The sequence below is a fragment of the Hymenobacter sp. HSC-4F20 genome, from assembly GCF_019599275.1.
Classification (GTDB): Bacteria; Bacteroidota; Bacteroidia; order Cytophagales; family Hymenobacteraceae; genus Hymenobacter.
Window position 1 is genome coordinate 1,349,229 of the sequence record NZ_JAHZTD010000001.1, and the last position, 19,210, is coordinate 1,368,438.

The following is a 19,210-nucleotide window of genomic DNA, read 5'->3' on the forward strand; positions in this document are numbered from 1 at the left end:
TACGCTCTTTTTAAGCCCTGTCGTCCTGAGCATGTGCCTTGATGCGCCACACGCTCAGGACGACGGGCATCGTTACACTCACTACCTCACCTTATCCCCTGAAAACCCACCGCACAAAAAAGCCCGGCTGAAGCAGCCGGGCCTTTTTAACCAATCAGGAAGATCGGGTATAGGTACTTAGCTTGCAGGCGGCGGGGGTAGCAGCACCCCATCAATGAGGTGCGTAACGCCGTTGCTGGAAATAACGTCGGGGGTGAGAATGTTCACCGGGGCATCTGTGCCGTTGCTGATCATCACCTTGCCGTTCTGCACCGATATACTCACCTTCTCCCCATTAACGGTCGTCAGCTGCTGGCCATCTTTGAGGTCTTGGGCCAGCAGGCGGCCCTGAATCACGTGGTAGGTAAGCACGCCCTTGAGCTTTTCCTTGCTTTCAGGCTTGAGCAGGCCGGCCAGGGCCCCGGTAGGCAGTTTGTCGAAGGCGGCGTTGGTGGGGGCGAATACCGTGTAGGGTCCTGCTTCGCTGAGGGTGCCGTCGAGGCCGGCGGCTTTTACGGCTTTCACCAGGGTAGTGACGCTGCTGGCCTGCACGGCATTCTGCACAATGGTTTTGTCGGGCGTCATCGGTACGCCATCCACTTCCACGCCCTGGGGCTTGCCCATACGGGCCGAGTCCGACAGCAGAGCGGTGGAATCGACGGTAGTCGCCATAGACTCCGTGGTGCTAGTTGTTTCGGAGGCTTGCTTATTGTCGCCGCAGCTGCTGAGGCCCAGGCTCAGGGAGCCTGCTGATACCAGCGTGAAAGCCGCAAGGCGCAGAGTCTTCTTCATAAGACGCAATACAGGATGTTTGGAGAGAGAAGGAAAGAGCGGGACCCGGCCGGGCCAGCCGGCTAGTGCTATGCTTACGCACGAATGCTCCGCCCGGATGCTTTGCCCGCGCAAATTGGCTACTTTTGCCCCCCTACCGGTACCCACCGGGCTTACCGGTGCGTATACGGGGCCATTCCACCTACTACTTATTTCCTTACGATGAAAACTGCCGAAATCCACACCAACAAAGGCGTGATGAAAGTGGAGTTCTATGAGAAAGACGCTCCCAACACGGTGAAAAACTTCACGGACCTGGCCCAGCAGGGCTACTACGACGGCCTGAAGTTTCACCGGGTTATTCCCAACTTCGTGATTCAGGGCGGCTGCCCCAACTCCCGCGACGGGGCCAAGGGTACGCCCGGCACCGGCGGACCCGGCTACAAGATTGACTGCGAACTGAACGGCGACAACCAATACCACGACCGGGGCGTGCTGAGCATGGCCCACGCTGGCCGCAACACGGGGGGCTCGCAGTTTTTTATCTGCCACTCCCGCGACAACACCGCCCACCTCGACCGCAACCACACCTGCTTCGGCAAAGTGGTGGAAGGCCAGGACATCATCGACCAGATCAAGGCCAACGATACCATCGAGAAAATTGTGGTAAACGAAGCCTAGTCGCCTCCAATACCTTCGCTCCGACCAGGCCGCCTGCTTCCGTAGCAGGCGGCCTTTGTCATTTCCCTGGTCTGCCGATTCCGGCGCCGGGCGGGCGGACAGCACCATAGAAGGCTGCCGCTATCGGCTGGAAAAGACTTGGTGGTCTTTCCGGAGCAGTGGGCCGGACGTTGCGCCAGATCATTGGGGCTGCTGCCGGCTAGGGGAACAGGCCGGCGCTACAGCCGCGGTGCTACCTGGCTCTGCTGGGTTGGCTGCGTTTCCGCTCAGCAGAAAGCCCGCCCTGCAACGCTCGGTACTACCGCCCCTTTCTAGAGTCTTTTTAACATTGGTAAAAAGAAACCCGGATGACGTTGGGGACCTTTGCCCTACCCATCTTTTACCCAGTATGCAGAGGTTGTTTTTACCGAGCACTATCCTACCCGACGGCCGGTTTGCACGCTGGCCACACAACGCAAAGTGCACCGGAAGTATGCGTTCCTCGTCTGCCATGCAACTCTTGCGGAGTATGGAGCCCCGTGCGGTAGCTTGCCCAGCCTGCGCCTGGCGGGCGCTCAGGCGGCCAGAACCTGACGCAGGACGCGGGCCCAGCGCCGCTGGGCAGTCGCTCACGCGGCCCCCTGCTGACTAACCGGCCCCGGCCTGTTCGTGCTCAGCCCCTGCGGTGCTCCTGCCGGCCCCACCGGTGAGCACCTTATGGCTGCTTCGGTGGCCGGCGTTTGGCGCGCACACGGCTTAGGGTAACCTGGGTGATGCCCAGGTAGGAGGCAATGTAGCCCAGGGGTACGCGCTGCAACAAGTGCGGAGAATGCTGCACCAGGTCTGCGTAGCGTTCCTCAGCGGTGCGAAACTGCCGGGCAATGAGCTGCTGCTCGGTTTGCTGCCACACTCGCTCCACCATCACGCGCCCCCAGTTCGCCAGGTGCAGGTCCGTGCGGTACAGGAGCTGCAGGGCACACATATCCAGCCGAAACAGCCCGCTGTCTTCCAGCAGCTCAATCGTCTCGTAGCTCACCGCCTGCTCAGTATACCCCCGCATGGACACAAGCACCGCCCCGGCACCAGAAAACCAGAACGTTACCTCCCGGTCCTCCCGCCGGGCGTAGGCCCGCGCCAGGCCGTATTGCAGCACGTAGATGTGGTGGGCGAGCTGGTCATCCCGAAACAAGATTGTGCCGGGGGGCAACTCCACATACGCAGCCAAAGCCACCATTTTCTCCAGCGAGGAGCTGGGCAGTGGGTACGTAGCCTGCAGCATAGCAGCTAGCGGTAAACGAGGCGGCACGCTCATTCTACACTACATAATAAGAACATGGAACAGCTTATCATCCGGCTAGCCACCCTTCAGGATATAGCGCAGCTACAGCAGATTGGCCGACAAACGTTTTTCGAGACGTTCGCCGCCAGCAACTCCGCCCAGAACATGCAAACATACCTGGAAGAGGGATTTTCCCGCGACAAGCTGACAGCGGAGTGGCAAAATCCGCATTCGGCCTTTTACCTGGCCGAGCTGAACCACGCCGCCATTGGCTACCTGAAAGTCAATACCGGACCGGCACAAACCGAGCTGCAAACGGCCAACGCGCTGGAAATCGAGCGTATTTATGTGCTGCGCGCCTACCACGGCAAGCAGGTCGGGCAGCTGCTTTACCAGCAGGCACTGCAGGCGGCCGAGCAGGCGCAGGTAGAGTACGTATGGCTGGGGGTGTGGGAGAAAAACCCGCGGGCCATCCGGTTTTACGAGAAAAACGGGTTTGTAGCCTTCGACACGCACGTATTCATTCTGGGCGATGATGCGCAGACCGACATCCTGATGAAGCGGCCCGTGGCGGGCGGGCAATGCTAGCACCGCCCCATCCGCCGTAGTTGGGCCGCTTCGCCGGGGGCTCGTTCGGGTAACCGGGGCCGGAAAAGGGGGTGATCCGCTGCCCGCTCCTCTCTTCGATGAAGTACGGGCGGACCAGAGGCGAGGGACACAGATGAGAAGTCAGCACGCCTGGGCCAGCGCGTGGCGCCTGGCCTGCTGCTTGCCCAGCTTCAGCAGGCGCCTGCACGCGAAGCCGCCCATCTGGGCGGCTTCCCTCGCCGTAACTGTTGTAGCTTGCCTGTTCCGGTACCCGCAGCGTACTGCCCTGACTGCCCTTTCCTTCTGTTAGATGAAAAAACTTGCTTCCAACCTTACGTTTCAGGTTCTCACGGCCATTACGCTGGGCGTGCTCGTCGGCACGCTGTTTCCCGATTTCGGGGCGGCCCTCAAGCCCATCGGCGACACGTTCATCAACCTGATTAAGATGCTCATTGCCCCCATCATCTTCCTGACGGTGGTACTGGGTATTGGCGGCATGGGCGACCTGAAGAAGGTAGGCCGGGTGGGCGGCAAGGCCCTGCTCTACTTTGAGATTGTGACCACCCTGGCGCTGGTCATCGGTATTACGGCGGCCAACCTGGCCCACCCCGGCACCGGCATTGATGCCCGCGCCTCGGTGGCTACCCAAAGCGCCGCCCAGGCGGCCGAGGCCTCCAAATACACGGCCCAGGCCGCCGGCGGGGAAGGCATGCACTGGGTTGATTTCGTGACCCACATAGTGCCCCACAGTGTGGTGGGGGCCTTTGCCGAGGGTGAGGTGTTGCAGGTGCTGCTGTTTGCCGTGCTGTTCGGGTTTGCCCTGAGCCGCCTGCCCCGGGAGCTGGGCGAGCCTCTGCTGAAAACCTTCGATCGGCTTTCCCACGCCATGTTTGGGGTGCTGGCCCTGGTTATGAAGCTGGCCCCCATTGGGGCGTTCGGGGGCATGGCCTTCACCATTGGCAAGTACGGCCTGCACACGCTGCTGCCCCTGGGCAAGCTCATGCTGGTAGTGTACCTAACCATGTTTCTGTTTGTGTTTGGGGTACTCAACGCCATTATGCGGTTCTACGGCCTAAGCTTGTGGCGCTACCTGGGCTTTATCAAAGAAGAGCTGCTGCTGGTGCTGGGCACTTCGTCGTCGGAGTCGGCCTTGCCCCGCATGATTGACAAGCTGGAGCGCTACGGCTGCTCCCGCTCGGTGGCCGGCCTGGTGATACCTACGGGCTACTCCTTCAACCTCGATGGCACTTCCATTTACCTCTCCATTGCCGCCATTTTCCTGGCCCAGGCTTTCGATATCAACCTGACCCTGGGCCAGGAGCTTTCCCTGATTGGCATTCTGATGGTAACCAGCAAGGGTGCGGCAGGCGTCACCGGCTCGGGTTTTATTGTGCTGGCCTCCACGCTGGCCGCTACCCGGGTTATTCCGGTAGAGGGTGTAGCTCTGCTGCTGGGCGTGGATCGGTTTATGTCCGAGGCCCGGGCCATTACCAACGTCATCGGCAACGGGGTAGCCACCCTGGTGATTGCCAAAAGCGAAAACGAGTTCGACGAGGCCCGGCACCAGCGGGCGTTGCGGGGCGAAATCCTGGCCCCGGAGCAGGAGCCGGAGCCTGCCGCCCTGCTGCCCACCGTAAAGCGCCCGGATTCTCCTACCCCTTAACCTGCGCGGCCCAGGTTGCTTCCGCCGCCGCCCGCCCGGGCTCTGGCTGCCCAAGCCCTACCCCAGGCAGGCCCCATAGCCAGCAGCCCGGGCTCCTCTATACAAAAGGCCCCTCGCCAGGCAGCGAGGGGCCTTTCTGGTAGCAAAGCATCCGCCACCGGCAGCCTAGGCTGGCAGCGCGGCCCGCCGGGTGGTTACCTGCTCTTTGGCAGCCGTCAGCACGGCCACCTGGGCCACTACCTGCTCGGCATCTACGGCGGCCAGTAGGCGGGCGGCTCCACTGCGGGCACTGCCCCGCTCCTCCAGGTTGGCAAGGCGGTCGTTGGCCCGGCGCAGCTTGCTTTCGTTCTGGCGGCGCAGGACGGGTGTTAGGTCGGGGGTGGCCAGAATGGCGGTGTAGGCCGCAATTTCTGCGTTGAGGCCAGCCACCTGCCCGGCCGTATCGGCCAGAGTGCGGGTGGCCTGCCGGCTGGCATACTCCAGGGTTGCGGTCCGCTGCTGGTAGCTGTCCAGCTCAGCGTTCAGGTCGGCCAGGGCTTCGTCGCACTCGGCACGGGTAGTCAGTACACTCACATCAAGAGCCATACAGATAAGTAGAATAAGTGGATAGATAAAAAATAAACAGGCGGGTATACTCCGCCGGCCCCCGGAAGGTTGCGGCAGAGTATACCCGCCCGCCGGGTGGCCCTACCCCTTCAGCTGCCCCGGTCCTAGCAGCTCCTCCAGCCCGGCGGCCTCTGCTTCCAGGGCCGCAACGCGCAGCCGCAGCAACTGGTAGCGGGCAGCCAGGTCGGCGTCATGCAGCAGGGCTTGGCTCTGCTGCTGTCGGCGTAGCAGCCACTGCCGGGTAGCTTTATCGGGCGGGGAAGCCAATGCGGCTCCGTCGGGCGGGGGCGCGGCGGCCAGCAGCTCCGGCAGCGCCTGTTCCCAGCGCCGGGCCAGGGCTAGTGCCCCCTCCAACGCCCGTAGCTCCTGGCACAGCTTGCCCGCCTGGTGGCGGCAGGTATCATGGCGGGCTTCCAGAGGGCCGGGCGCGGGCGGGGCGGGCGGTGGCTCCCCGACTGGCTCGGCCTCAGGGGCGACGGGCGCCGCCTCGGGCGGCAACAGGGCGGCCAGGGGGGTAAGGCGGCGCAGTACTGGCCCGGTGAGGGTGCGGCGGCCAGCCTCAATGTGCGCCAGCAGTTGCCGGCTGATGCCCAGGAAGGCCGCTAGCTCCTGCTGCTCCAACCCAAAGTATTTGCGAATTCGGGCGGGTAGTGTGGTAGAGGGCGTGGAAGGACGTGGCATACAGGTATAGGATATTGGAGCTTATTTTTTAAAGTATAAAAAATAAGCTCCAATATCCTATACGTCCACTCAAACGCCAAAACGCCCCGCGCACCTTTCGGTACGCGGAGCGTCTGCGTTGCAATAGAGGTGCGAGGTACTGCGTATTAGCGCTTCTGGAAAATCCAGCGGCAGCCGGGCTGGTATTTCTTGTAGACGGGGCGGTGCAAGCCGCCTTTGTAGTAGCGGGCGGGGCCGGAGGGGCCGGCCGTGGCCGTTAGGGCGGGAGCCAGCAGGGCCAGGACGAGGGCAAGGCAGGCGAACCGGGCGGCGAGAACAGCTTTCATATACGAAGGGGGCAGGAAGTTTAGAGAGGGCGCCGGCAGGGCCTTACCCGCCGGGAACACTACAAAGGAACAGTACCCCCGGGCAGCGCGGGCGGGTAGTTAGCAAGCCGGGCAAAATCCTATCCGAACCGCTCCTTTTTCCGGGCGGAGTCCTACCCTTCCGGTCAAAAGCCAACGGCCCGCCCCCGGTTCTCACCGCGGGCGGGCCGTTTCTTAGCTGCCGCTGCGTCCGGGGGACTACCGGCGCTTGCGCTTCTTCGACGACTGGTACTCGTCGTCATCGTCGTCATCGTCGCCGAAGTTGGGCATGGTGAACATGCTGCTGAGCAGGTCCTTGAACTGGGCGCCGGCCGTGAGGCGGTTGCGCGAAATCAGGCTGTGCTCGGCCATGCCGTGGAGGGCAAACTCCATCCAGAAGTGGGCGTTTTCCTTGCTTAGCTCACTCGGCACGCTTTGCTGCACCAGGTCCCGGAGGCCGGGCACTACGTCCAGCACCTTGCGGTAGTCCTCGTCGGAGGCATCGTGCAGCAAATCAATGGTGCGGGAGCCAAACCAGTCCTGCACGGGCTTATAGGGGTTGGGCTTGTCCTTCTGCTTTTTGCTTTTCTCGGGGTCGGGGAAGTACTGCAGGAACTGGGTCCGGATGGCTTTGCCCATGAGCTTTTCGGCCACGATGCCCGCGCCTTCCTGCTCGCCTTCGTACACCAGCTCCACCTTGCCGGTTACGGCCGGCACGGCCCCCAGGAAGTCGGCGATGCGCACGTAGGTTTGGGTTTCGCCGTTGAGCAACGCCCGGCGCTCAGCGGCAGCAATCACCTGCTCGTAGGCCGAGATGGTGAGGCGAGCCGATACGCCCGACTTGGCATCCACGAACTCGGAGCCGCGGGCCTCAATGGCTACCTGCTCTACCAGGTCGTGCACGATTTCGTTGGTGGTTACCAGACCGCGCTGCTCCTCCCGGATGCGGGCTTCCTGCTTGGTAATGCGCTTGCCGATTTCAATGCTCTTGGGGTAGTGCGTGATAATCTGCGCGTCAATACGGTCTTTGAGGGGCGTCACGATGGAGCCCCGGTTGGTGTAGTCCTCGGGGTTGGCCGTGAAAACGAACTGGATATCGAGGGGCAGGCGCACCTTGAAGCCCCGAATCTGGATGTCGCCCTCTTGTAGGATGTTGAACAAGGACACCTGAATGCGGGCCTGCAAGTCGGGCAGTTCGTTAATCACAAAGATGCCCCGGTGGGCCCGTGGAATCAGGCCGAAGTGGATTACCCGCTCGTCGCTGTAGGGCAGCTTAAGGGTAGCGGCCTTGATGGGGTCGGCGTCGCCGATAAGGTCAGCCACCGATACGTCGGGGGTCGCCAGCTTTTCGGTGTAGCGGTCGTCGCGGTGCAGCCAGGTGATGGGCGTCTCGTCGCCGCGCTCGGCAATGAGGTTGCGGGCAAACACGGACAGGGGCTGCAAGGGGTCGTCGTTCAGCTCCGAGCCTTCCACTACGGGCACGTACTCATCGAGCAAACTTACCAGCAGGCGGGCAATGCGGGTTTTGGCCTGCCCGCGCAAGCCCAGCAGGTTGATGTGGTGGCCGGCCAGAATGGCGCGCTGCAGTTCCGGAATAACGGTTTCCTCGTAGCCGAAAATGCCGGGAAACACGTCTTCCTTGCTTTGTAACTTCTTAATCAGATTGTCGCGCAGCTCCTGTTTCACGGAGCGGGGCTGGTAGCCGGACTGCTTCAGGGCACCGAGGGTGCGGATATCAGGTTGGGTCATACGGGGGAGTGGATTACCGGCCTACCTACGTACCCAGACCAGGGTCAGTCTGGTTCAGGTAGCCGGAGTAGTAGTATAACTAGCAAGCCGGGCGGTTGGTTCGGGTAAAATTGACTAACCTGCCCGGGAAAGATGGCTGCCCCCGCCAGATGCCGCTTCTGCCGGGTTAAAATGGGCCTACTCGGCCGTGGAGCGGCTGGCCTGCCCACCCGGAAAGCAAAGGCGACACCTTACTTTTCCCCGTGGTTTTGTGAGGAGGCGAGCTGCTATCCTGAATCCTCTTTGTTTTTGTTGGGTTTAGGGGCCCTGCCAGCAACAGTCCACGGGCATTTGTTTCCGCTATGAACCTATTAGAACACTACGACGCGATGCGCGTGAAGGCCGTTTCCCAACTGCTGACCACTGGAGCCGAGCCCGACCGGATGCTGCACTCCGGGCAGGATGCGCGCCGGGGTATTACGCTGCTGGCCCGCCCACCCGAGTCCGTCACGGCCGGAGTTAGCCGCGTCTTAGCTGATTTTCAGCTAGTAGCCCCGGAGCAGTATTACTACCCCGCCGCCGATATGCACCTGACCATCCTGTCCATTATTTCCTGCTTCCCCGGCTTTCTGCTGACGGATATTGCCCCGGCCGCCTACCAGGAAGTAGTACGCGCCGCCCTGGAGCAGGTAGGCCCATTTGTTATCCGCTACGCGGGCCTAACCGCCTCAGCGGGCGGCCTGATGGTGCAGGGCTTCCCGGAAGATGACACCCTAAACCGGCTGCGCAACAAGCTGCGGACGGCTTTCCGGCGCTCCGGGCTGCCGCAATCCATCGACCAGCGGTACGCCCTGCAAACGGCCCATTCCACCGTGCTACGCTTCACCACTCCCCTGCACCACCCGGCCCGGCTGGTAGCCGCGCTCCAGAGCCATCAGCACACACCTATCGGCACTTTTCAGGTCGATACCCTGGAGCTGGTGTATAACGATTGGTATCAGCGCGCTGCCAATACCGTAGTGCTGGAGCGGTATCCTCTTACGGGTTCGTAGCGGGAAATAAAGGCAAGGCGGGGCGCTATGGCCGGGCAGCCAACGCTTGCTCCAGCAGCGTTACGGTTTCGGGGCCGGCTGAGGGGCGCGGGGCGCCCCCGCGCCAGATGCGCCCGTTGCGCCCAATAACCCAGTAGGTAGGGTAGCCGCCCACGCCGTAGGCCGCCGCGGCCTGGGTTGCGCCCGGGTCCAGCAGATGTACGCTGGTAGGGCCGGTTAGCGGATACTTAGCCAACGCGCGGTGCCAGTCCTCGGCTTTGCGGTCCACGGACACGTACAGAAATACTACGTCGCGGCCCTGAAACTGCTTTTTCAGCCTCCCGGCGGCGGGGGCCTCGGCCAGGCACGGAGCGCAGCTGCTGTACCAGAAATCCAGGTATACTACGTTACCCCGGAAGTCATGCAGAGAAACACGTTTGCCGTTGGCATCGCGCAGGGTAAAATCCGGGGCCGGGCTTCCCGCCTGCAAGCCCGCTGTGCTGCGCCAGGCCTCGCGCAGGTTCCGGGCGATGGTAGAGTCGCGGTTGTGGGCCCGAAAGGCGGGTAGGGCTGCCCGTACCGCCGCCCGGCCCTCATCCGGGAAGTCGTAGAGTTGGTTTACAAGCAGGTCGCCCACTATCTGGTCGCGCAACGTGGTTTCGCCGAAATCAGCCGTGGTACGGGCATAGAGTTGCTCTCCTGTGCCGGGGGTAGCTGCCAAGCGCCCGGAGGGTGCCACCAGGAAAGCGGAGCGGTAGGCCCCCAGCATGTACGCCACCGGTTGCAGCTCCGCGGGCTGGCACGCGTACACTCCCTCCGGAGGCCAGTGCAGCTGGCGCAGAAACGCAAAGTAATCAGGTGGCAGTACCGGCTCCTGCTTGGTGGCCGCTTTCACCTTACCGGCATAGCGCAACAATGAAAGTTCCCGCTGCTGCGCTAGTACTCGTTGGCGCAGACGCAGCAACGGCTCCGGCAGCGGGGCGCGGGCCTGCCAGGCGGCTAAGGTATCTAGCTGGCGCTGTTGGTACGCATCTACTAGCCGCACAAATTCCCCGAGGCTCACCACGCTGGCCTGACTTTCGGGTAAGCCGTCAAAATTGTAGTCAAAGTATTGCTGAGCGCGGGCTAGGTAGTTGTTAGCGTGGACGCCACGGCCGCTGAAACGGAGCGTTTCGTAAAACCTTGTGCGGTCTACCGTCACGTTCAGCGAGTCGCCAGCTTGGAGGTAGAGCGTCAGGGCGCTGCCTACCCCCAGCTGTACATCCAACGAATCTGATACGTTCTCTTCCCGCAGCCGAAACGCACCATCCGGGGCAATAGCAACCGCCCGTGCGGTTCGTAGTAGTTGCCCGGGCTGCTTGCGCCACACCCGCACGCTGTCGCCGGGCTGGGCATTGGTCACGGTGCCGCGCAACACGGCGGTAGTGGCCGGTTTGGGGGGTACAGCAGGGGTAGGCGGCGGGGTACTCCGGGCGGCAACGCAGCTGCTGAGTACATATAGGCTTACCAATACTTTGTAGTTCATGTAGGCACGATACAAAAAAGCCGCTGAGGTAACGCTACCCCAGCGGCTTTCTTGTAACCAACTCACGAAAAGCAGATTATACGTTTGCTTCTGTGCCTACACCGACTTCCGACGGTTGCGCTTGTAGTCTTCAAAAATCAGGTGGCCCAACCCTTTCAGGGAGCTATAGTAGGCTTTGCCCTGATTAACCTCCGTGAACTCCTGCACAAACTGCTGCAAGTACGGGTCGGAGGCAATCATGAAGGTAGTAATGGGCACCTTCAGCCGACGGGCGGCGGCGGCCAGGTTCAGGGTTTTGTTGACTACCTTCCTATCCAGGCCGAAGGAGTTCTTATAATAGCCGTTGCCTTCCTTCAGGCAGGTAGGCTTGCCGTCGGTAATCATGAAGATTTGCTTGTTAGGCGTTTTCCGCTTGCGCAGCAGGTCCAGGGCCAGCTCCAGGCCGGCCACGGTGTTGGTGTGGTAAGGGCCCACCTGCAGGTAGGGCAGTTCCTTTACCTCGATCTGCCAGGCATCATTGCCGAACACAATCACATCAAGAAAATCCTTGGGGTACTTCTGCTTTACCAGCTCCGAAAGGGCCATGGCTACCTTCTTGGCGGGCGTGATGCGGTCCTCGCCGTACAGAATCATGGAGTGCGAAATGTCAATCATGAGCACCGTGCTGGTTTGCGACTTATGCTCATTCTCACGCACTTCCAGGTCGCCCTCGGTCAGCATAAAGCCGCCTTCGCCATCCATACCGTGGTTGAGCTGGGCGTTGCGGATGGATTCAGTCATCTGAATCTGCTCCAGGGAGTCACCAAAGCGGAACTCGCGCATGTCGGTGCTCAGCTCGTCGCCCTGGCCGGTGTGGGGGGTGCGGTGGTTGCCCTGGCCTGATTTCTTGAGCTTGCCGAAGATTTCCTCCAGCGCCGATTTGCGAATGTTCTGCTCGCTCTTGGCCGTGATGTTGAAGGCGCCCGGCTGCTGGGGGTCCTCATCGATGTACCCTTTCTTCTTCAGGTCCTCGATGAAGTCGCCCATGCCGTAGTCGTTGTCGGTCAGGCCGTACTGCTTGTCCAGCTCGTTGAGCCACTGCAGAGCCTCGCTCACGTCGCCGGAGGTGACGGTGACGAGCTGCATGAATATCTTGAAAAGGGAGTCAAAGCCTTTCTCGCCTGACTCCTCGGGCATAAAATCCCGGAAACGAAAGCCTGCTGCCATAACTAGGGGAGTGAGCTAGTAGAACAACAGCGGGGGTAGCAATGTTCGTTTTCAAGCGCGACACGGAATCAGCTAGCCGCGACACGCCTTTCCCGTGACCGTCCTACCCGTCACGTGGTACTTGTCACTTCATCACCCTAAGCCCATGAAAGCCATCTGGAACAATACCGTTGTGGCCGAAAGCAACGAAACGGTTGTGGTAGAAAACAACCACTATTTCCCCGCCGACTCCATCAAGCCGGAGTACTTCGAGGACAGCATTGCTGGCACCACCTGCCCCTGGAAAGGGCGGGCCAGCTATTACTCCCTGCGCGTGAACGGCGAGCTGAATAAGGATGCCGCCTGGTACTACCCTACCCCGAAGGAAGCAGCCCAGCACATCCAGGGGCGAGTGGCCTTCTGGAAAGGGGTACAGGTGGTACCGTAACCAGGACGGTAGAAGCAGGAAGAAACGCGCAAAAAGCCGGTTGCAGCGAGCCACAACATCTATCTATTTGTATATACCTAGATAGTAAGCCAATAACCAATACATAATAGAAAAAATACAACTCATTCTCTTTACCTTGCGTTTACAATTGCCAAACTCTCCCCCGTACATCCGGCGGGCGGCTGATATTGGCCTCCTCGAGCATCTTCCCTAATTCCACTTCTACCATGTTTACTTCTTCTTTTCCTCGTCTGCTGCTGGCTACCGGCGTGGTAGCGGCCTCCCTGACGGCCTGCGACTCGACGCGGCCCGTAGCCAGCGAATCTTCCTCGGAATCGGTACCGGTTTCTCCTACCGTAGATGAAAGCGACGTAAGCTTCAACCGGGAGGTGACGCAGGGAGACTACCGGTTTGCGGTGAAAACCTACGGCTCTCAGGAGCCCCGCGTGATTAGCATCCGCTCGTACCGTGGCTCGGCCCAAACCATTGACCCGTTGCGGCTGGAAGTAAGCGGTGCCGTTACGAACGTCGTTTCGGGCGATTTGAACGGCAACGGCAAACCTGAGCTGTACGTGATGACCGATAACAAGCGCGCCAACGGCGGCCTTTACGCTTTTGAGTTTGGCGAGCGGGGCTACACCCCCATTACGGCTCCCGGCACGCCGGGCGGCAACGCCGGCTCCGGCTATTCGGGCCAGGATACCTACCAAATCAGCGGTAACAAGCTGGTGCGCACCTTCCCCGTAACCAGCAGCACAGCCACGGCCAGCGCCACTACCTCCGGCACCACAGCCGGCACCACAGCCGGCACTACCAGCGCCACCGCTACGCCCAGTACCCGCACGGTAGAGTATACCCTCGATACCACGGGCAAGCTGGTAATGGGTCAATCCATGGATGCTCGCCCCTAGTTCCAACCTTTCCCGAACATCAACAAAAAGCCCCCGCAAGCTATTTGCGGGGGCTTTTTGTTGGCAGGACTGGGGCCAGTTAGTCAATCCACTTAAAGCGGTACTCCAGCTTTGGCACCGGCATACGGTCAGCGACGCGGCGCAGGCGGTTGGGCAGGGCCATGATATACTCCCGGGCTTTTTCCGCGGCTCCATTCAGGCCCGTAATCTGGTCGATGCTCCAGGTGTTGATCAGGCTTTCCAGAATGTCGGTATAGTCCTGACTGGTGTATACACCCAAGCGCTGGGCGGCGTCCGTGAAATGGCCAAACGTTTTGCCCATCTCCACTCCCATCTCGCGCATGTAGTGGGCCGGCATTACAATCTTCTTGCGCATCATGTCTTCGAAAGCCAGCATCATTTCGGAGGGGTCTACCTCGAAAATCTTCTGCACAAACGTCTGATACACGCGGGCATGGCGGGTTTCGTCGCCGGCAATCATACCACAGATCTTGGAAAGCTGGTCGTCGCCGGCTTTGCGGGCCAGGGTACCTACGCGGCGGTGCGAGAGGTTGGTAGCGGCTTCCTGGTAGCTGGTGTACACAAAGGCCCGGTAGGGGTCGTGGGCCGTACCCAGGTCGAAGCCGTCGGCGATGAGATACTGGGTGCTCACCTCGAACTCGCGCATGTTCACGCGGCCGCAGAGGTAGAGGTAGCGGTTGAGCAGGTCGCCGTGCCGGTTTTCCTCCGCCGACCAGCCCCGGATCCACTGGGCCCAGCCGTTGTTGGGGTCCCGGTTCAGGTCGTCCAGCTCATGAAACCACGCTTCGTAGTTGGGCAGGGCTTCTTCGGTAATCGTGTCTCCGATGAGCACGGCCAGCAGATCGTAGCTGAGCTCTTTGGCCCGCTCGCGCAGCAGCTTTACCTCGTCGAAGAAGTTATCGAGGCGCGGGTCGGGCAGAAAGTCGGAGGGCTGCCAGCTACTTTCCACGCTTTTGAGGAAAGTACCAATGTTTTCCTTCACAAAGGACTCAATATGCTGGAGCACTTCCGCCCGGGAAGTCGTGGAGGCAGTAATCATGGCAACGGGTGGTAACGGGAGTAATATGGAAGGTCAAAGGTATACTTCTCCTACCCGCCCCACCCTCGAATAAGTCCCGGAGCCACCTACAAAATTTTGGCTTCCGGCACTTATTGCGGGAATTTTGTACGCATTTCGTAAAGCTGAGCTATGGCACCAGGCGTAGCGCCATACTCCACAGGAAATAGGCACATTCTGGGTTGCCCGGGCAGCTGCTCCAGCGCCAGCTGCCGGTTGAGCAAGGCCGCGCCCTCCCGGGTAAGCACCCAGGCCACATCCGGCCGCGCCCCCAGCCGCCGCAGCGCCTCCGGAAAGCTGCGGGTGCCGGTAAGGTGGTAGCGTAGGGCGGCCTGCGAAGGGTGCAGGGTTTGCCAACCGGCCACGGACAGATAGCGCCGGGGCGAAGTTCGCATAAGGGAGTAGAGGGCCGGGGGCGGATGCCCCTCGGTGAAGGGCGACTCCGACTTGTAGGTTTCTTCCAACGCATCGGAAACAACAACTTTTGCCCCAGCGGCCAGCCGTAAAAGAGGCAGGTGCTGGCGCCGTTGCTCCTGCGTAGCACGTGGTGGGGCGGGCAAAGCCCGGCGCTGGTCGGGGGAGAGGATAGATGCAGGCGTAAGCAGCGGCTGCCGCTCGATGCGGTTGCGCTGCCGCTCCTGGGCCAGCACGCTGCGCCGGTGCCAGGTTTTATACGCGTAGGGCCCGGCCGCCAAGGCCAGCACCAGCAGCAGGGCCGGCGGGGCGTAGCGCGGCAGTGGACCGGCGGCGGGGCGGAGCAGAAACACTAGGTTGCTGAGTACCCACAGATCCAGCAGGGGTAGCGCCAGCCGCGGGGGCAGCTTCAGCACCGTGCCAAGGCCCAGGACCAAGCCCAGGTAGGCCAGTTGCACGCCCCAGAACTCCCGGCTGGCTGGCCGGTGCCGCGCCCCTACTCCCCCGGTAGCCAGCACGAGCAGCAGCAGCGGGAAATAGTCGCGGCCCAGCTGGCGTAGCGTGCTGCTGAGCTTGCCGGGCGCTGTGTACCGGAGGAAGTACGCGGGCTGCACGGGGGCAGCTCGCGCGAAAAACGCTTCATTGACCAGAGCTGAGTCGGCCAGCATCCAGTGACGGACAGCTTCCAGAGCCAGGCTATCGGCCGGGGCTATAGGGTGCGGGGCCGGGGCAGCCAGCTGGAAATCGTTGAGGTTGGACTTGAGCACGTCGAGGCGGCGGAAGGTAGCGGCGGCCGGGCTCCAGGTTAGGTTCAGCCACAGCGCCCCGGCTACGGCCCAGGCCCCTACCCCTCCCAGTAGCGGCAGACTTTGGCGACCCGCCAGCCACCATGCCCCCGGCGCGGCGGCCAGCGCCCCCAGCAGCGCCGCGCTCGGCCGGATCAGCCAGGCCAGCCCGAAGGTGAGCAGGCCCACAGCCAGCGCCCGGCGGGCCGGGGCCCGTTGGGCGGCAAAGAGCAGGCCGGCCCCGGCCAGCAGCACCGGCACCCGTGCGTAGTTAAACCAGAAGCCGTGTTCCAGCCAGGCCACAAACCAGAATAGCAGCGTGGCTACCAGCACCGCCCCACGCCCCGCGTGCTCCCGCACTAAGCGCCGGAGCGCCGCAAACAACAGTACCGTGGCCGCGTAAAGCAGGGCGTAGAGCGTCAGCCCGTACCAGGGTACTGCGGGGTAAGCCCCGTAGAGCCAGCTCCACAGGGCTGCGTAGCCGTGGAAATACAAGTGCAGATCGGTTACGGGGGCCGCGGCTGTGCTGCCCCGCAGCAGTTCGATGATGGTCAGGTCGTCGTTGGTTTCAAAGTAGCAGCCCAGCACTGCCCCGCTTAGCAGCAGCAGCAGCAGAGGCAGGCCCAGTACGTAAAGCCGACGTAGCATCATGGCCCGCAAGGTAGGGGTGAAATAGTGAACTGGTGAGTTCGGTGTTCTGGTAGCCTATACCGCGCGGCATGCCCGGCAACTCACCGGTTCATTACCTCCCCAATTCCTTATCTGACCATCTCACCAGTTCACTATTTCACCCCTACCTTGCCCCGGTGAACCGCCTGCTTGCCCGCCTTCCCGACTGGACCCTGCTACTGGTAGTAGGGCTAACCGTGGCTTATTTCCTGCTTTCCCACGAAGGCTTGTACGCCCTTGATGACTACTACTATGCCCGCTACGCCCAGCAACTGCTCAGCGGCACGTTCCGGGTGGCGCCCGATCCGCTGGGGCTGCTGCACGACCCGCTGAAAGAGCGCCCCTTGGTTTTCGGGCCCGTGGCCTTGTGCTACCGGCTGTTCGGCATCAACATCATCAGCTCTACCCTGTGGCCCCTGCTGGCTACCCTGGGCTGCGCAGTATTGATCTGGATCCTCTACCGCCGGCGCGAGCCGGTGGTGGCGGCCGGGGCTATGCTGCTGCTGGGCCTGCACTACTTCACCCTGAACCTGACCAACTACCTCTACCCCGATAACATCCTGATGTTCTGGTGCCTGGCGGGCAGCGCCAGCCTGCTGCGCGGGCGTGAGCCAGGCCGGGCCGCAGGCTGGTGGGGCGCGGGGTTTGCCTTGCTTTCCTTGGCGGCGCTGCTGAGCAAGGAAACCATTGTCTACTACCTGCCCTTCTACCTGGGGGTACTGGGGTTCGATGCCTGCCGGCGCCGGCACGGGCGGTTTTGGGGGGCGGCGCTGGGCACGGGGGCAGTGCTGCTGGCGGCCTACCTGGGCTTCTATCAGTACTACACCCACGATGCCCTCTACCGCCTCCACCTGATTGAGCGCACCAACGAGTTTTTGCGGGAAGGCAACTACCTGGCTGGCAACCGGGCGGCCCTGCTGGCCCGCGTAACCTGGCAGCCCCTGCTATTCTTTGCCGGCGCGGGCCTGGGACTAATGCTGGTGCTGGCCGCGTTTGGATTTGCCCGTCCCGCCGTCCCTCGCCTCACGGCCAACGCCTACCGGGCTACCGACCAGCACGTTTCGGTGGAGGCGCCGGACCGCTGGTACTGGCTAGCCCTGGGGCTGGTTACGCTGATCCTCTACTGGGTTGGCAGCACCTCGCTGAGCCAGTACAATCCTATTACGCTGCTGCCCCGGATGACCACTCCTCTGCTGCCGCCCCTGGCCCTGGCCGCAGGCTTTGGGCTACGCGCGCTGGTGCAGCGGGCGGGGGTGCAGGCCGTGGTAGCGGGTGTGCTGCTGCTGCTGCTGGCTGGCTGGCTGCACAACGCGGCAGCGGTACTCTACGTGCTGCCGGGTGTGTTTTTGGTGCTGCTGGGAGCAGGAGCCGGCCGCCCGGCCTGGCCTGTTTCGCTGCGAACGGGCACGCCCGGGCTGGCCGCGGCTGCCGTGCTGGTGCTGGCTGGGGCACTGGCAATCCGGCCCCTACACTTTATGCGCAAACCCTCCGTTTCCGGGCACTTTGCCCAGGACCAGATCATTCACGAGCACCTGCGGGCACCGGCCCGGGGCGTGGTGTTCGTAGACGACTACCTTATCGGCAACTACGACTTCTACTACGGCTTTCAGGTGCCGCGCGGGCTGCGCTACCGCCGCTACTGGGCCCGCGACTCGGTGCGGCTGCAGCCGGGGCAGCGGGCCTGGCTGCTGCTCAACCGCGCTACCCTCGCCAACGATGAGCTAACCCGCAAGCTGATTCGCTACTCCCCCGACTCGGTGCTCAGCTGGTACCCGCGCCGCCGGCTGGTGGCGCAACAGGGGCCGGTGACGTTGTTTGAGCTACCTCCGCGCTAGCAGGTTTTTGCCAGCAGCCAATCCAGAGGCCGCACTGCGCGCAGCTTGCTGAGCAGCTCGTACAGGACGCGGGCCTCGGGGCAGTTGCGGTAACGCACGGCCTGGCGTAGCTCCCAGCGCACTCGCCCGGCCAAGGCGGCCCGCTCGGCGTCGGTGCGGCACAGGGCCAGGGCTTTCTGGCACACGCGAATGGTGGAACGCAGGTAGGGGTCGTGGGGGCGGTAGCCTTTCCGGGACATCGACTGCGGGTGCAGCCGCTTCTGGGTAGTAACGTCCGGTAGGAGGTGAAACTCCCAGTTCCGGCTGGCGCGCACCCAGAAGTCGAAGTCTTCGTAGGCCAGGGTTTCGTCGTAGCCACCCAGTTCTTCCAGCGTAGCCCGGCGCATGAGCATAGTAGGGGTGCTGATGAAGTAGCGGGCCAGCACGTCGGCGAAAACCAGACCGGAGGCGGGGTAAGGTTGCAGCTGGCCGCGGGCATTGCGGCGGAAGTGGTAGCGCACGTGCCGGCCGGCCTCATCAATCAGCTCCGCATCGGAATACACCATGCCACAACGCTCGCCTACGAGTGCAAACTGCGCTACCTGCTGGCTCAGGCGCGCGGGCAGCAGCACATCATCCGTAGCGAAATCCACTATAAACTCCCCCGCCGACTGCCGGAAGCCGTGGTTGAAGGCCCGGCAGTTGCCCACATTCTCTGGGAGCAGGTGCAGCTGCCAGTGCGGGTGCGCGGCGGCGTACCGCCGCAGAATGGCAGCGCTGTCGTCGGTGCTGGCATCATCTACCAGAATCACTTCCAGGTTCGGGTAGGTCTGGGCCAGAATGGAATCTAGGGCCACTTCCAGAAAGCGGGCGTGGTTGTAGCACAGAGCTACGATGGAAACGAGGGGCAGGTGAGGTGCGCTGGACATAAGACAGGCAATAGTACGGCAGTTTTGTGGTTGGCACGGGGCGGGGGGTGGTACGGGCGGGA

At 62.2% G+C, this 19,210-nt stretch carries 18 protein-coding genes; 7 read left to right on the forward strand and 11 right to left on the reverse strand.

Annotated elements, in window-relative coordinates; translation table 11 throughout:
* Positions 1-177: 177 nt before the first annotated feature.
* Positions 178-831, reverse strand: a complete 654-nt coding sequence (locus K3G63_RS05915) for a fasciclin domain-containing protein (protein WP_220613140.1) — start codon at positions 829-831, stop codon at positions 178-180.
* Between the two features lie 201 nt (positions 832-1,032).
* On the opposite strand from K3G63_RS05915, the gene K3G63_RS05920 reads away from it, so the two are divergent.
* Entirely contained in the window at positions 1,033-1,491 is a 459-nt protein-coding gene (locus tag K3G63_RS05920; RefSeq protein WP_220613141.1) for a peptidylprolyl isomerase, read from the forward strand.
* Positions 1,492-2,185: 694 nt separating this feature from the next.
* Here K3G63_RS05920 and K3G63_RS05925 read toward each other — a convergent pair.
* Positions 2,186-2,749, reverse strand: a complete 564-nt coding sequence (locus tag K3G63_RS05925; protein ID WP_220613142.1) for a Crp/Fnr family transcriptional regulator — start codon at positions 2,747-2,749, stop codon at positions 2,186-2,188.
* A gap of 54 nt (positions 2,750-2,803) precedes the next feature.
* On the opposite strand from K3G63_RS05925, the gene K3G63_RS05930 reads away from it, so the two are divergent.
* A complete protein-coding gene (locus tag K3G63_RS05930; RefSeq protein WP_220613143.1) occupies positions 2,804-3,337 on the forward strand; it encodes a GNAT family N-acetyltransferase in 534 nt (177 codons plus the stop codon).
* A 310-nt stretch (positions 3,338-3,647) separates the two neighbouring features.
* Complete coding sequence (locus K3G63_RS05935) at positions 3,648-5,000, forward strand: dicarboxylate/amino acid:cation symporter (protein ID WP_220613144.1); 1,353 nt, start codon at positions 3,648-3,650, stop codon at positions 4,998-5,000.
* 165 nt (positions 5,001-5,165) lie between these two features.
* Here the strand turns inward: K3G63_RS05935 and K3G63_RS05940 are convergent, their stop codons facing one another.
* From K3G63_RS05940 to K3G63_RS05955, 4 genes are all read right to left on the reverse strand, one after another.
* Complete coding sequence (locus K3G63_RS05940) at positions 5,166-5,585, reverse strand: hypothetical protein (protein ID WP_220613145.1); 420 nt, start codon at positions 5,583-5,585, stop codon at positions 5,166-5,168.
* Positions 5,586-5,687: 102 nt separating this feature from the next.
* The gene (locus K3G63_RS05945) at positions 5,688-6,287 is read right to left on the reverse strand and encodes a helix-turn-helix transcriptional regulator (RefSeq protein WP_220613146.1); all 600 of its coding nucleotides are present in this window, start codon (positions 6,285-6,287) and stop codon (positions 5,688-5,690) included.
* A gap of 146 nt (positions 6,288-6,433) precedes the next feature.
* Positions 6,434-6,613, reverse strand: a complete 180-nt coding sequence (locus K3G63_RS05950) for a hypothetical protein (RefSeq protein ID WP_220613147.1) — start codon at positions 6,611-6,613, stop codon at positions 6,434-6,436.
* A 237-nt stretch (positions 6,614-6,850) separates the two neighbouring features.
* Complete coding sequence (locus K3G63_RS05955) at positions 6,851-8,380, reverse strand: sigma 54-interacting transcriptional regulator (protein ID WP_220613148.1); 1,530 nt, start codon at positions 8,378-8,380, stop codon at positions 6,851-6,853.
* 341 nt (positions 8,381-8,721) lie between these two features.
* Between K3G63_RS05955 and K3G63_RS05960 the strand changes: the two genes are divergently transcribed.
* Positions 8,722-9,411: a 2'-5' RNA ligase family protein gene (locus K3G63_RS05960; RefSeq protein WP_220613149.1), complete on the forward strand. Its 690-nt coding sequence runs from the start codon at positions 8,722-8,724 to the stop codon at positions 9,409-9,411.
* Between the two features lie 25 nt (positions 9,412-9,436).
* Here the strand turns inward: K3G63_RS05960 and K3G63_RS05965 are convergent, their stop codons facing one another.
* On the reverse strand, positions 9,437-10,915 hold the full coding sequence (locus K3G63_RS05965) for a TlpA disulfide reductase family protein (protein ID WP_220613150.1): 1,479 nt from the start codon (positions 10,913-10,915) through the stop codon (positions 9,437-9,439).
* 96 nt (positions 10,916-11,011) lie between these two features.
* Entirely contained in the window at positions 11,012-12,121 is a 1,110-nt protein-coding gene (locus tag K3G63_RS05970; protein WP_220613151.1) for a VWA domain-containing protein, read from the reverse strand.
* 145 nt (positions 12,122-12,266) lie between these two features.
* Between K3G63_RS05970 and K3G63_RS05975 the strand changes: the two genes are divergently transcribed.
* Together K3G63_RS05975 and K3G63_RS05980 are read left to right on the forward strand one after the other, a co-directional pair.
* Complete coding sequence (locus K3G63_RS05975) at positions 12,267-12,548, forward strand: DUF427 domain-containing protein (protein WP_220613152.1); 282 nt, start codon at positions 12,267-12,269, stop codon at positions 12,546-12,548.
* A 227-nt stretch (positions 12,549-12,775) separates the two neighbouring features.
* Positions 12,776-13,459 (forward strand): hypothetical protein, encoded by a 684-nt coding sequence (locus K3G63_RS05980; protein ID WP_220613153.1) that lies wholly within the window; start codon positions 12,776-12,778, stop codon positions 13,457-13,459.
* Between the two features lie 79 nt (positions 13,460-13,538).
* Here the strand turns inward: K3G63_RS05980 and K3G63_RS05985 are convergent, their stop codons facing one another.
* A complete protein-coding gene (locus tag K3G63_RS05985; RefSeq protein WP_220613154.1) occupies positions 13,539-14,519 on the reverse strand; it encodes an acyl-ACP desaturase in 981 nt (326 codons plus the stop codon).
* 110 nt (positions 14,520-14,629) lie between these two features.
* A complete protein-coding gene (locus K3G63_RS05990; protein ID WP_220613155.1) occupies positions 14,630-16,387 on the reverse strand; it encodes a hypothetical protein in 1,758 nt (585 codons plus the stop codon).
* 155 nt (positions 16,388-16,542) lie between these two features.
* On the opposite strand from K3G63_RS05990, the gene K3G63_RS05995 reads away from it, so the two are divergent.
* The gene (locus tag K3G63_RS05995) at positions 16,543-18,240 is read left to right on the forward strand and encodes a glycosyltransferase family 39 protein (protein ID WP_220613156.1); all 1,698 of its coding nucleotides are present in this window, start codon (positions 16,543-16,545) and stop codon (positions 18,238-18,240) included.
* Here K3G63_RS05995 and K3G63_RS06000 read toward each other — a convergent pair.
* A complete protein-coding gene (locus tag K3G63_RS06000) occupies positions 18,237-19,148 on the reverse strand; it encodes a glycosyltransferase (RefSeq protein WP_220613157.1) in 912 nt (303 codons plus the stop codon). The genes K3G63_RS05995 and K3G63_RS06000 overlap by 4 nt on opposite strands.
* Positions 19,149-19,210: the final 62 nt, after the last annotated feature.

What these genes read in the sequence shown, in the direction of transcription:
- K3G63_RS05915 (WP_220613140.1), bottom strand. Translation starts at nt 831, where the DNA reads ATGAAGAAGACTCTGCGCCTTGCGGCTTTCACGCTGGTATCAGCAGGC.
- K3G63_RS05920 (WP_220613141.1), top strand. Translation starts at nt 1,033, where the DNA reads ATGAAAACTGCCGAAATCCACACCAACAAAGGCGTGATGAAAGTGGAG.
- K3G63_RS05925 (WP_220613142.1), bottom strand. Translation starts at nt 2,749, where the DNA reads ATGCTGCAGGCTACGTACCCACTGCCCAGCTCCTCGCTGGAGAAAATG.
- K3G63_RS05930 (WP_220613143.1), top strand. Translation starts at nt 2,804, where the DNA reads ATGGAACAGCTTATCATCCGGCTAGCCACCCTTCAGGATATAGCGCAG.
- K3G63_RS05935 (WP_220613144.1), top strand. Translation starts at nt 3,648, where the DNA reads ATGAAAAAACTTGCTTCCAACCTTACGTTTCAGGTTCTCACGGCCATT.
- K3G63_RS05940 (WP_220613145.1), bottom strand. Translation starts at nt 5,585, where the DNA reads ATGGCTCTTGATGTGAGTGTACTGACTACCCGTGCCGAGTGCGACGAA.
- K3G63_RS05945 (WP_220613146.1), bottom strand. Translation starts at nt 6,287, where the DNA reads ATGCCACGTCCTTCCACGCCCTCTACCACACTACCCGCCCGAATTCGC.
- K3G63_RS05950 (WP_220613147.1), bottom strand. Translation starts at nt 6,613, where the DNA reads ATGAAAGCTGTTCTCGCCGCCCGGTTCGCCTGCCTTGCCCTCGTCCTG.
- K3G63_RS05955 (WP_220613148.1), bottom strand. Translation starts at nt 8,380, where the DNA reads ATGACCCAACCTGATATCCGCACCCTCGGTGCCCTGAAGCAGTCCGGC.
- K3G63_RS05960 (WP_220613149.1), top strand. Translation starts at nt 8,722, where the DNA reads ATGAACCTATTAGAACACTACGACGCGATGCGCGTGAAGGCCGTTTCC.
- K3G63_RS05965 (WP_220613150.1), bottom strand. Translation starts at nt 10,915, where the DNA reads ATGAACTACAAAGTATTGGTAAGCCTATATGTACTCAGCAGCTGCGTT.
- K3G63_RS05970 (WP_220613151.1), bottom strand. Translation starts at nt 12,121, where the DNA reads ATGGCAGCAGGCTTTCGTTTCCGGGATTTTATGCCCGAGGAGTCAGGC.
- K3G63_RS05975 (WP_220613152.1), top strand. Translation starts at nt 12,267, where the DNA reads ATGAAAGCCATCTGGAACAATACCGTTGTGGCCGAAAGCAACGAAACG.
- K3G63_RS05980 (WP_220613153.1), top strand. Translation starts at nt 12,776, where the DNA reads ATGTTTACTTCTTCTTTTCCTCGTCTGCTGCTGGCTACCGGCGTGGTA.
- K3G63_RS05985 (WP_220613154.1), bottom strand. Translation starts at nt 14,519, where the DNA reads ATGATTACTGCCTCCACGACTTCCCGGGCGGAAGTGCTCCAGCATATT.
- K3G63_RS05990 (WP_220613155.1), bottom strand. Translation starts at nt 16,387, where the DNA reads ATGATGCTACGTCGGCTTTACGTACTGGGCCTGCCTCTGCTGCTGCTG.
- K3G63_RS06000 (WP_220613157.1), bottom strand. Translation starts at nt 19,148, where the DNA reads ATGTCCAGCGCACCTCACCTGCCCCTCGTTTCCATCGTAGCTCTGTGC.